The organism is Corynebacterium sp. HMSC30G07 (assembly GCF_001806945.1).
GTDB lineage: Bacteria > Actinomycetota > Actinomycetes > Mycobacteriales > Mycobacteriaceae > Corynebacterium > Corynebacterium riegelii.
In genome coordinates this window covers 29133-40950 of record NZ_KV786473.1, presented here as the reverse complement: position 1 = coordinate 40950, position 11818 = coordinate 29133, and the positions used below count along the sequence as shown (strand labels likewise).

The 11818-nt window shown below is 62.8% G+C and carries 8 protein-coding genes, 1 tRNA gene and 1 pseudogene; 3 read left to right on the top strand and 7 right to left on the bottom strand.

Going from position 1 to position 11818, the window contains the following annotated elements:
• Nucleotides 1–501 precede the first annotated feature (501 nt).
• Together HMPREF3104_RS08405 and HMPREF3104_RS08400 are read right to left on the bottom strand one after the other, a co-directional pair.
• Nucleotides 502–574 (bottom strand) — tRNA-Arg (locus HMPREF3104_RS08405).
• Nucleotides 575–671: 97 nt separating this feature from the next.
• A complete protein-coding gene (locus HMPREF3104_RS08400) occupies nt 672–1700 on the bottom strand; it encodes a hypothetical protein (protein WP_141738181.1) in 1029 nt (342 codons plus the stop codon).
• 63 nt (nt 1701–1763) lie between these two features.
• Here HMPREF3104_RS08400 and HMPREF3104_RS08395 point away from each other — a divergent pair, with 63 nt between their 5' ends.
• Nucleotides 1764–3152: a phytoene desaturase family protein gene (locus tag HMPREF3104_RS08395; RefSeq protein ID WP_070495162.1), complete on the top strand. Its 1389-nt coding sequence runs from the start codon at nt 1764–1766 to the stop codon at nt 3150–3152.
• A 4-nt stretch (nt 3153–3156) separates the two neighbouring features.
• Here HMPREF3104_RS08395 and HMPREF3104_RS08390 read toward each other — a convergent pair whose 3' ends face one another.
• From HMPREF3104_RS08390 to HMPREF3104_RS08375, 4 genes are read right to left on the bottom strand one after another with little or no spacing between them, the layout of a single operon-like run.
• On the bottom strand, nt 3157–3435 hold the full coding sequence (locus tag HMPREF3104_RS08390) for a mycoredoxin (RefSeq protein WP_052205066.1): 279 nt from the start codon (nt 3433–3435) through the stop codon (nt 3157–3159).
• A gap of 7 nt (nt 3436–3442) precedes the next feature.
• Nucleotides 3443–3925 carry a dihydrofolate reductase gene (locus HMPREF3104_RS08385; RefSeq protein ID WP_070495161.1) on the bottom strand — a complete coding sequence of 161 codons (483 nt, stop codon included), beginning with the start codon at nt 3923–3925 and terminating at the stop codon, nt 3443–3445.
• A complete protein-coding gene (locus HMPREF3104_RS08380; protein WP_052205064.1) occupies nt 3925–4725 on the bottom strand; it encodes a thymidylate synthase in 801 nt (266 codons plus the stop codon). Before HMPREF3104_RS08380 ends, HMPREF3104_RS08385 begins: the two co-directional genes overlap by 1 nt.
• The gene (locus tag HMPREF3104_RS08375; protein ID WP_052205063.1) at nt 4725–5498 is read right to left on the bottom strand and encodes a 3'(2'),5'-bisphosphate nucleotidase CysQ; all 774 of its coding nucleotides are present in this window, start codon (nt 5496–5498) and stop codon (nt 4725–4727) included. Before HMPREF3104_RS08375 ends, HMPREF3104_RS08380 begins: the two co-directional genes overlap by 1 nt.
• Before the next feature lie 38 nt (nt 5499–5536).
• Between HMPREF3104_RS08375 and HMPREF3104_RS08370 the strand changes: the two genes are divergently transcribed.
• Entirely contained in the window at nt 5537–10201 is a 4665-nt protein-coding gene (locus HMPREF3104_RS08370) for an ATP-dependent helicase (protein ID WP_210386496.1), read from the top strand.
• Between the two features lie 67 nt (nt 10202–10268).
• On the top strand, nt 10269–10832 hold the full coding sequence (locus HMPREF3104_RS08365) for a cell division protein FtsQ/DivIB (protein WP_052205061.1): 564 nt from the start codon (nt 10269–10271) through the stop codon (nt 10830–10832).
• A 75-nt stretch (nt 10833–10907) separates the two neighbouring features.
• Here HMPREF3104_RS08365 and HMPREF3104_RS12500 read toward each other — a convergent pair.
• Nucleotides 10908–11818 (bottom strand): annotated as a pseudogene (locus tag HMPREF3104_RS12500) (hypothetical protein); the annotation flags it as partial.

Sequence of the window (11818 nt, the reverse complement as noted above, 5' to 3'; positions counted from 1 at the left end):
CGTCCTTTACGGGACGGCCTTTCATTGAGGGGCCGGGCCGGGACGTGTACTCCTTTATCGAACCTCGTCGCCGTCCTTTACGGGACGGCCTTTCATTGAGGGCGATGTGTCCGACCACCCTTGGATTGATTGGGTCGACGGTCGCAGTCCTTTGCGGGACGGCCTTTCATTGAGGGACCACAGGGGAATTACGCCACGCATCGTGCGTCACGGTCGCCGTCCTTTGCGGGACGGCCTTTCATTGAGGGGCGCGATCGAAGTCCCAGCCAGCGGCCAGGCGGTGTGGTCGCCGTCCTTTACGGGACGGCCCGACACCCCATAGAAGCGATCAACGGGTAGCGATTTTCGGCCATTTTTTGGTAACGACAGCCCGGAAACGGTCTCGGCACAACAAAAACGCCTCTCCTATTTGTGCAGGTAGAGGCGTTTTTGATGTTTTGAGGGGGTTGTTCGAACAATCAAACTAGATTCTTCGAAACCCCCAAAAGCGCCCCAGAGAAGCGCCCCAGAGAGGAATCGAACCTCCGACACCTTCTTTAGGAGAGAAGTGCTCTATCCACTGAGCTACTGGGGCAGTGGCGCTAGATTACCGCAGCGCCGCGCGGGTGTTGAAATTGGGCTGTTGAAATTGGGCTGTTGAAATTGGGCTGTTGAAATTGGGCTGGATCACGCTAGCGGTTGAACGGGGGCGCGATCCACGTAAACGGCTGATCCAACAGCGTCGTGCCCAGTTTGGAGGGGGTGAGGGTGAACGCGGTGCCGTAGTCAGGCAGAAGCTCCAGCGTGTCGCCATTGGTGCGCCACGTGAACTCCAGGGTTTCCTCGATTGGACCGCGGGGGCGAGCATTGACGCGATCATCCGTCATCGGGGCGGTGAGCTGGATAATAACGCGGTCGCCTTGGAGGGTGTAGAAGCCTTCTTGGAGGGCGCCGGAGGTGCGTCGTAAAGCAAGAAGCCCATGGAAATCACCCTCCGGAGTCTCGCCCTCAACCTGGGGGAACCGCTCAGCCTGGAAGCCGTCTATGGAGCCGAACGCGATCTCGGACCAGCGGTTATCCTGCGACAAATCCGCGGAAGGCTCAATGTCCCCGCCGGCGACAGTATGCACGCCCGAAAGCTCAGTGCCCTCACGGTCAACGGCTTTCGGCATTCCCGTGAACATTGCGAACCCGGCGCCGCCAAGCAACACCACCGCAGCTAGGGCGGGGAAGAAGCGGGTCACGCGGTGAATCTTGTCTGACGTGATCACCCGCGGGGCATCTACCGCCTCAGTGGCTTGGCCAGCAATGAAGCGAAACAGCCGCGGCAGCCACGGCGCCAACACCAGAAGAAACAGCAGCGCCTGAATCGCAGACGGGATTTTCACCGGCACATCAAACGTCATGTTCAGTAGCCAAACCACGGCCAGATCAAGGAAGCCGATCAACCCACCAAGCCACGCAGTCCGCCGCCACAGCAACAGCACACAGGCAACAAACTCCGCAAGGCCCGCAAGAAACTGCACGACAGGGGAGAACCCCATAAACGTCCACAGCAAGCCCATCGGGGTCTTCTCGCCCAGCGTGATCAGAAGCTCCGGGAAATCCGGAGTACTCATCTGCATCAACCCGAGTTTGAACACTGCGTACGGCAGCAACATTGCCAGCACGACCATGCGCACAACCCAGTGCAACATCCAACCAATCTGCTTCATATTCACCCGGCGCAGTGTAATGCAGGGACCTAACACGGGCCCTAACACACGGGCCCTAACATGGGCTGAGTGAAACCAACCGCCGCAGTAATAGGCGCTGGCCCCAACGGGTTGACCGCCGGAGCACGCCTCGCCACAGAAGGATGGCAGGTGGAGGTGTTTGAACGCGCACACTCGGTTGGGGGAGCAGCATCAACGGATGTGCTTGATAGCGGCGAGCATCGAGACCTTGGCGCTGCCGGGCACCCCTTCGGTGTGGCCAGCCCGGCATTTCACAAGTTGCGGCTTGAAGACCATGGCGTGCGGTGGCTGCGCGCGCCGTATGAGATGGCACATCCCCTTGGCGGGGGCGCGGCAGTGCTCGCGGGCTCACTGGAAGAAACCGCGGCGAACCTCGGTGCGGACGAAGAGGCGTGGACACGACTGCACCGGCCAGTGGTGGGGCGCATCGATGGCATTCTTGAAGACGTCTTGGCGCCGATGCCGCACTTGCCACGGCACCCGATTGCGCTAGCAAGGTTCGGCGTGCCGGGCGTGCTGCCTGCAACGACACTTGGGCGCGCGGCATTTCGCTCTGAGGAGGCCCGCGCCCTGTTTGCCGGCAGCGCAACGCACGCGATCACCTCGCCGTCGCGACCGTTTACCGGGGCGTTCGGCCTGCTCTTCGGTGCGCTTGGCATGACTCGCGGTTGGCCGGTTGCGCAGGGCGGTACCGGTGCGATCACTGCAGCGTTACGGCGGATCGTTGAAGCCCACGGCGGCACTGTGCACTGCGGCGAGGAAGTAACCAGGCTGCCAAGCGCAGACGCGGTGATCCTCAACCTCACCCCAAAGCAGGTCCTGCGCATGGGAGGCACCGCGCTACCAACCAAAAGGGTTCGCTCCATGCGTACATGGCGCTACGGTCCGGCAGTGCACAAGGTGGACTTCCTGCTTCGCGCACCCGTGCCCTGGGCTGACCCGCGTGTGGGACAAGCCGCAACCGTGCACGTGGGCGGCACAGCAGAAGAGATCGTGCAGGCCGAGAAAGCCGTGGCCAACGGCGTGATGCCCAAGCAGCCGTTTGTGATGGTGAGCCAACAGTTCGTCGCTGATCCGTCGCGAGGCCTCGTGTTATGGAGCTACGCTCACGTGCCGCATGGTTACCGGGAGCGCTACCCGGGCGAGGTCGCTGCATCAATAGAGGCGCAGATTGCACGATTCGCCCCCGGATTCAGCAACGTTGTGGCAGGCAGGATAGACACATCCCCGCAGATGCTTGAAGCATGGAACCCAAACCTTGTCGGGGGCGACATTGCTGGCGGGGCCATGGACGGAACGCAACTGCTCATGCGCCAGCCGCACCGCCTGCGCCGCGGGCTGTACCTTGCATCAGCGTCAACAGCCCCAGGTGCAGGCGTTCACGGCATGCCAGGATGGTGGGCAGCAGAGGCCGCCCTGCGAGACTTCGCTAGATAACGGCTTACTCTTCGCCGGTCAGCTCACGCAGCTTCTTGCGCACGGCGGAGGCCTCCGGGTTGGTGGCATGCGTGCCGTCGGAGTAGAGCACGGTGGGCACGATGCGGTTGCCGTCGTTGACAGACTTGATCCACTCGTTGACGTCATCCATGCCGTCATCCTCAACGTCTACAAGATCGTACGGCGTTTCCGTGCGGTCCAGGCGCTGGCGCAGCTTCTTGCAAAACGGGCACCAGTCAGCCGCAAAGATGGTCACGTGAGAAGTAGTTGCAGGAGCAGTCATGATTGCTTTATTGCCTTTCGTAACGTTGGAACTTGTAGCGCAGACCGGACGAAGAGGTTTGCCACTCTCCATCAGACACACAGGCAAACTCGGGCCCAATACATGGCGCGAAGACGGGGGTGGCAAGGGTGGGGGCCAACGTAGCGTCGATAAGCGTGAGCTCAATAACGTCAACCTCATCCAACGTGGCCTCATAGAGTTGGCCGCCGCCGATGATCCAGGCATCCGTCTCCAGATCCGGCAGGTCCGTGGACACGTAGGCGCCGTCGGACCATTCGCCCGGCTCGCGCGAGGAGAGCACGTGGTTTGCACGCCCCGGCAACGGCTTGACAGGCAAAGACTCCCAGGTACGACGGCCCATAATGATCGGCTGGCCCATCGTGGTCTCTTTAAAATGCTTCAGATCCTCCGGCAGGTGCCACGGCATGTCCTCGCCGTTGCCAATCACACCATCAAGGCTTTGCGCCCAAATCGCGCCCAAAGTTGCCATCAGACGGACACCACGGCCTTGATTGTCGGGTGCGGGTCATAGCCCTCAACCTCGATGTCATCGAAGTCATAGTCAAAGATGGACGCCGCCTTGCGCAGTTTCAGCTGCGGGTACGGGCGTGCGTCGCGAGAAAGCTGCTCACGGACCTGCTCCAGGTGGTCGTTGTAAATGTGGCAGTCACCGCCAGTCCAAATCAACTCACCAACCTCAAGGTCAGCCTGCTGCGCAAACATATGCGTGAGCAGAGCGTAGGAGGCGATGTTGAAGGGCACACCCAGGAACATGTCCGCAGAGCGCTGGTAGACCTGCATGCTCAGCTTGCCGTCTGCAACGTAGAGCTGGAACAACAAGTGGCACGGCATGAGTGCCATTTTGTCCAACTCAGCCACGTTCCACGCGGACACCAAAATACGGCGCGAATCCGGGTTCTGCCTCAGCTGGTCAACCACCTGCTGGATCTGGTCAATGTGCTGGCCATCCGGGGTAGGCCAGGAGCGCCACTGCACGCCGTAGACCGGGCCAAGCTCACCATCAGCATCAGCCCACTCGTTCCAAATGCGCACACCATGCTCCTGGAGCCAACGCACATTCGAATCACCGCGCAGGAACCACAACAACTCACCGACCACGCCCTTGAAGTAGACCTTCTTGGTGGTCAACAACGGGAACGACTCAGCCAAGTTGTAACGAATCTGGCGGCCAAACACGCTGCGCGTACCCGTTCCAGTGCGGTCGCCCTTCGCGGTGCCGTTATCTAAGACGTCTTGCAGCAAGTCCTCATACGGGGTGGGGACAGTCACTAGTTGCTAACTCCTTCGTAGCTGCCGTGCTGGTCAAAGAACGTAGCGCACGCCGCAAGAATGTCGTCAGCGAGCTCTGGGCGGCAGATCAGTAGATCAGGAATGTAGGTGTCCGCGTTGTTGTAACGCAACTCGCTACCGTCCAAACGCGAGCAGTGCAGGCCAGCTGCAAGCGATACACCCACCGGTGCGGCCTGGTCCCACTCGTATTGGCCGCCGGCGTGTACGTAGGCGTCATAGTCGCCCAACAGCACGTGCATAGCCTTGGCGCCCGCGGAGCCGACATGCGCGGTTTCAAAACCGATCTGCTGGGCCACATACTCCGCAACAGCAGGCGGACGGTTCCTGCTTACCGCAACCTTGCCAGCAAACGGGCCGGAGACGTGTCGCACGTCAGAAGACTTAAACACCACGCCTAGATCCGGAAGACCAACAGCTGCATGGGTTGGCACACCGTCTTCCACCAGGGCAACGTGTACCGCCCAATCCTGGCGGCCGGTGGCAAACTCCTTCGTGCCGTCCAACGGGTCCACGATCCACACACGGTTATTGTTCAGGCGCGACGGGTCATCGGCGGCTTCCTCGGACAAGAATGCGTCACCCGGGCGGTGCTGTTCCAGCACGCGGGCGATCCAGTTCTGCGCAAGGTCATCACCAGCCTCACCCAACTCGCGGCCGCGCAGCAGGCCAACGCCGCGGATACCTTTAAGGATCTCGCCGGTGCCTTGCGCAATCAGATTGGTCAACCTGGAATCGGAGTACTGGGCGCTCATAGCCTCTAACCATACCGCTTCCGCGTAACATGGTGCGAGTGTCCGACAACGTTCTCGATCGCTTCCACCCCCAGGTGGCAACGTGGTTCGAGGAGGTCTTCGCCGAACCCACCCGTGTGCAGGATTTAGCGTGGCGTTCCATCTCCGCGGGGGAGAACTCCCTTGTGGTTGCGCCAACCGGTTCGGGCAAGACCTTGGCGGCGTTTTTATGGTCGCTTAACGCCCTGGTGGAGCGCTCAGGTCAGACGGCACTGCCAATTGATGGTGGGCACACTTCCACGCACGGGGGTACGCGCGTGCTCTACATTTCGCCGCTGAAAGCGCTTGGGGTGGATGTGGAAAACAACCTGCGCGCACCCCTTGCCGGCATTGCGCGGGTGGCGCAGCGTATGGGCAAACAAATGCCGGATATTTCCGTCGGCGTGCGCTCCGGTGACACCCCGCAGGCGGAGCGCAACCGGCAGCTGCGCAAACCGCCGGACATCCTGATCACCACGCCAGAGTCGCTGTATCTCATGCTCACGTCGAAGGCGGCGGGCATTTTGAAGACAGTAGATACGGTGATTGTGGACGAAATCCACGCCCTTGCCGGCACGAAGCGCGGCGTGCATCTGACGCTGTCGTTGGAACGCCTTGAGCGTCTGGCGGGGAGTTTTCAGCGTATTGGGTTGTCTGCAACGGTGCGTCCATTAGCAACTGTGGCTAACTTCCTGGGCCCGCGCACCACGATTATCAACCCGCCTGCGGAAAAGAAGTGGGAGCTTGCCGTGCGGGTTCCGGTGGATGACATGAGTGATCTGCCGGTGCCGGAGGATGCTTCCACCATCGGCGATGCGGTGCTTGATGATGGGCTCTTGCTTGGCGACGCTACCCCCGCCGAAACCTTCAGCGCCACCCCTCAAAGCATCTGGCCGCACATTGAGCGTGCGGTCTATGAAGAGGTGATGGCGCACCGGTCCACCATTGTGTTTGTGAACTCGCGCCGCACCGCGGAGCGGCTGACCAGCCAGATCAATGAGCTCTGGGCGAAAGAGCACGACCCGGAGGCGTTAAGCGTGGCTACGCGTCGCCCACCGGCGCAGCTGATGAAGTCTGTGGACACCGCGGGCCACGCCGCACCCGTTATCGCGCGCGCCCACCACGGCAGTGTGTCCAAGGAAGAGCGCCTGCAAACCGAAACCATGCTCAAAGAAGGCACGCTCAAGGCGGTGATCTCCACCTCCTCGCTGGAGTTGGGCATTGACATGGGTGCGGTTGACCTGGTCATCCAGGTGGAATCGCCGCCCTCGGTGGCCTCCGGCTTGCAGCGCGTGGGGCGCGCCGGGCACTCGGTAGGCGCAGTCTCTGAGGGCATTTTCTACCCCAAGCACCGCTCAGACCTGGTACAGACGGCGGTGACGGTGCCGCGCATGCGCCAAGGGCTGATCGAGGAGCTTTCGCCACCGCGAAGCCCCTTGGACGTGCTCGCCCAGCAGACGGTGGCGGCGGTTGCGGTGGAAGACCTCGATGTGGACGAGTGGTACGACACCGTACGCCGCGCCTGGCCGTATAAGGACCTCGCGCGAGACGTGTTTGACTCGGTGATCGACCTGGTCACCGGCGTCTACCCGTCTACCGACTTCGCTGAGCTGCGCCCCCGCGCCATCCTGGAGGACAACGTGCTCAAAGCCCGCCCCGGCGCGCAGCGGGTGGCGGTGACCAACGCGGGAACGATTCCGGACCGCGGCATGTTCGGGGTGTTCTTGCTCGCAGGCTCGCAAGAGGGAGATAAGGCTCCCCGCCGCGTCGGCGAGCTCGACGAGGAGATGGTCTACGAGTCCCGCGTGGGCGATGTCTTCACCCTCGGCGCCTCCTCGTGGCGCATCGAAAACATCACCCGCGACCAGGTGCAGGTCTCACCCGCGCCAGGACACACCGGGCGCCTGCCGTTCTGGACAGGCGACGGGCTGGGTAGGCCGTATGAGTTGGGGAAGGCGCTGGGGGAGTTTCGTCGAGAAGCAAAAAATGCTTTGGACGAAAGCTTGGACGAGCGGACGCGCAACAACCTGCTGCAATACCTCGACGAGCAGGAGGAGGCCACCGGCATCCTGCCGGACGAAAAGACGCTTGTGCTGGAGCGCTTCACCGATGAGCTAGGGGATTGGCGGGTCGTGCTGCACACCCCGTTTGGGAAGGGAGTCAACGCGGCGTGGGCCCTGGCCACAGGCTGGCGGGTCGCGCAAGAGACCGGGATGGACGCCCAAGCGGTGGCGGGAGATGACGGCATCGTGCTGCGCCTGCCGCAAGGGGAGAAGGAACCGGACGGGGCGATCTTCCAATTCGACGCCGACGAGATCGCGGACATTGTCACCGAACAGGTGGGCAACTCCGCCCTCTTCGCCTCCCGGTTCCGCGAGTGCGCCGCGCGCGCCCTGCTGTTGCCGCGCCGCAACCCCGGCAAGCGCGCACCGTTGTGGCAGCAGCGCCAACGCGCCGAGCAGCTCTTGGACGTCGCGCGGAACTACCCGAGCTTTCCCATCATCTTGGAAACCGTGCGCGAGTGCCTCCAGGACGTCTACGACCTGCCTGCCCTGCAGGAGGTGATGCGTGACATTAATACGCGCCGGGTGCGCATCGCCGAGGTGACTACGGATCAGCCGAGCCCGTTCGCCTCCTCGCTGCTGTTTAACTACACCGGCGCGTTCATGTACGAGGGCGACACCCCGCTGGCGGAGAAGCGGGCCGCGGCGCTGTCGCTGGACCCAACGCTTTTGGCAAAACTGCTGGGCACCGTGGAGCTGCGCGAGTTGCTCGACGCCGACATCATCGCGGAGGTGGACGCCAGCTTGCGCCGCGTAGGCCGCGCCGAGACTTCCGAGCAGTTCGCCGACACCCTGCGCATCGTGGGGCCCGTGCCTATCGATGAGCTTGCCACCTACACCACAGTTCTCCTGACCTCCCTGGAGCAGACCCTTGGTGCGCGTATGATGCGGGTGCGCATCGGTGGGCGCGAGCACGTCGCCCAGGTGCTGGATGCGCCGCTGCTTCGCGACGGCTTAGGCGTGCCCGTCCCACCCGGCATTCCCGCCCAAGTGCAAACGATTCCGGATGCGTTGGCGCAGCTGGTCGGGCGTTGGGTGCGCACCCGAGGGCCGTTTGTTTTGCGGGATCTTGCGGACGCGTTCGGGCTTGCGGTGGGCGCGGCGCATGAGCCGCTGTCGCGCCTTATAGAAAAGGACAAGGTGATCCCGGGGCGCTACCGGCAGGGCGTCGAGGAAGAGGAGTACGTCGCCGCCGAGGTCTTACGCATCATCCGCTCGCGCTCCCTGGCGGCGGCGCGGGCCCAGACCCGGCCAGTGTCGCAGTCGGCGTACGGGCGCTTCCTGCCCTCGTGGTCGAATGTGGCTCCGGTGGGGGTCACGCCTGCGCTGCGGGGCGCTGACGGTGTCTACTCGGTGATCGAACAGCTCGCCGGGGTACGGCTGCCGGCAAGCGCCTGGGAATCGCATATCTTCCCGTCCCGTGTGGGCGATTACTCGCCGGCGATGCTCGACGAGCTCACCGCCAACGGCGAGGTTGCCATCGTCGGCGCCGGCAAGGCAGGGGCGCGTGACCCGTGGATCATGCTGCTGCCGGCCGACTACGCAGCCCAGCTCATGCCACAGGTTGAGGAACCCCTGCTGTCGCTGACCCAATCCCAGGTGATGGAGAAGGTGCGCCGCGGCGGCGGGTTCCTGTTCGGGGACCTGCTTGGCGACGCTGGAGCCAAGCAGACCACGACCGAGGAGCTGCGCGAAGCCATGTGGGACCTGGTGGAGGCCGGGTTCCTCGCGCCGGATTCGTTTGCCCCGATCCGGGCGCGTTTGGCCGGCGGGAAGACGGCGCACCGGGCGCGGAGGCGGCCACAACGAAGCAGGATTCGCTCCGGCCGCACCTCGTTCGCATCGACGGTCCCGCCCGACATGGTGGGCCGCTGGTCGCTCACACCCATGCCGGATAACGACCCCACGCGCCGCTCCGTCGCGCTGGGGGAGAGCCTGCTTGACCGCTACGGGGTGGTCACCCGCGGCTCCGTGGTGGCCGAGGACATTCTTGGTGGGTTTGCGCTGGCGTATAAGACTCTGTCTGGTTTTGAGGAATCAGGCAAGGCGATGCGCGGCTACCTGATTGAGGGCCTTGGTGCCTCGCAGTTTTCCACTCCGGCCACGATTGACCGGCTGCGTGGCCAGCAGGATTCCGATGACGTGGTTGGCTGGCCCTCGGGTGCCCGCGACCCTTTGGTACACGTGCTGGCCGCGACCGACCCGGCGAACCCGTACGGGGCGGCGCTGCCGTGGCCCGCGCAAGGCCCGACTCGCTCGGCTGGTGCGATGGTGGTGCTGATCGATGGGTTGTTGGCCGCACACGTCACCCGCGGTGGGAAAACAATGACCACGTTTTTCGACACCTTCCCAGACGGTGTTGAAGACCCGATGCCACTGGTCTTAGACGCCCTGGTCAGTGTTGTTCAGGCGGGGCGGATGCAGCCCATCAGCGTGGAGAAACTTAACGGCGAGTCTGCTTTTTCCCTGAAAGAATACGGCGCAACGGTGACGCATAAAGGCGTGAGGATCGGTGCGAAGGTGTCGGCACCGCCGAAGCGTCGCGGTCGCAGTATTACGGAAGCGCTGGACGAGTTAAAAGGCGCCGATGGCGAGGGAATCCATCTCAGCTTCGACGACTGAGTTTTGAATCGGCCTTGGCATTGTGGCGGTTCTGGTTGCGGTAGCTCCATTCACGCCAGTTGTGCCTATGCGCGGGATCAATGTGCACGGTAATCATGTGTTGACGCAAGAGTATGTCCAGCAGCTTGCGGATATCGCCCCGGATACCCCGATGGGGCGCGTGGATGTGCGTCGTGCCGCACAGAACATTGCCGCTGACCCTTGGGTGGAGACCGTAACCGTATCCCGTGATTGGCCAAGCAGCGTTGACGTTGAGGTCACGGAGCATGTTGCGGTTGCGTTCATTGCACAAGACGACGGCACACATCTGATCGACAGCAATGGCGTCGACTTCCTAGTTGCTGAACCGCCGCCGCAGGCTATTGAACTTGTCGGGGCGCCGGTGGAGGATGCTGAGGCCATGGCGGCTGTGGTGGATATTGCGGCGTCGATTAGCGAGCGAGCCCGAAACGAAATTGCCGCCATCGACGTCGCCCCGCTCAACCACGTGCTGCGCACCAACGATGGACGCACCATTGTGTGGGGTGCGTCGGAGGACAACAAGAACAAGTCCTATGCCCTTGAGACGGTGCTGCAAATGGAGGGCCGCGAGTTCAACATCACGAACCCGCAGTTTGTCACCAGCAGGTAGAGCGACACGTAGTGCTTGCTCCTAGGCGGTGCTTTCCGCGCGGCGGAAAAACTGAGATCGCAAGAAGTTGGGTGGTTAGTCGCGTACGTTGTTGCCAATGACGCTGGGTAGAACGAGTGGGGCCTCGCCAAGCAACGCCTTCAGGTTGCCATCCCGTTCCACCGCACTGGTGACTGCCTGTACCTTCGCGGCCTTACGCTGCTTGCCTTGGCCTCCAGCTCCGCCGCCAGCACCCATAGCCATTGGTCCGCCAGCAACCGTTGTGGAACGTGCCTGCGCACCAGAGTTTGTGCCTCCTGCACCGTAAGCGTTTGTGCCTGGAGCAGCGCCTGTGCCGGGCGCACCCGCACCGTTGAGTGGGGCACTGCCGGCACCCATGCCCATGCCAGCTCCCATGCCCATGCCCATGCCACTTGCGCCGATGCCTGCGGCAAGGCCACCAGCCATGCCGCCCATGCCGATACCGCCGGCAAGACCTTGCGCATGAGCAGTGCCACGGCTCGCGTTGCCACGGGACGACGGCGCACCGAGTCCGTTGCGGCCTCCGCGGTTGCCGTTCGCACCACCGAATGCACCCATGCCACTACCGGCAAGACCAGCACCGCTGGCGTTTGCTCCCGTGCCAGATGTGACGCCAGCAACATGGCTGCCAACTGCGCCTGGAGAAATCGAGTTCATGCCAGCAGCAGAACCCAGGCTGCCTGGTGCGCCACCTGGCATGCCAGCACCCGGGTTGAGCGTCGGTGGCATGGAAGGCGCGGACAGGGAGGCAGCTTGGGTTTGGGTTGCGCCCGCCTTAATCGCCTCGACGACATCTGGGTTGACCTTGCCGTATGCGTTGATGACGTCATCAGGTGTTGTGGCGCGCGCTAGGTCACTGTGGCCGATCGCCGTGAAGGAATCCTGGATGATCTTTGGCAGCGGCGAGCGATCGAACGACGGGGCAGTGGGCTGTTTCGCTTCGCGGATATCGAAAGGATTGCCCG

Coding starts and splice junctions, on each gene's coding strand:
- HMPREF3104_RS08390 (WP_052205066.1), bottom strand. CDS start 3,435: ATGACTGCTCCTGCAACTACTTCTCACGTGACCATCTTTGCGGCTGAC.
- HMPREF3104_RS08385 (WP_070495161.1), bottom strand. CDS start 3,925: ATGGCAACTTTGGGCGCGATTTGGGCGCAAAGCCTTGATGGTGTGATT.
- HMPREF3104_RS08365 (WP_052205061.1), top strand. CDS start 10,269: ATGCGCGGGATCAATGTGCACGGTAATCATGTGTTGACGCAAGAGTAT.
- HMPREF3104_RS08375 (WP_052205063.1), bottom strand. CDS start 5,498: ATGAGCGCCCAGTACTCCGATTCCAGGTTGACCAATCTGATTGCGCAA.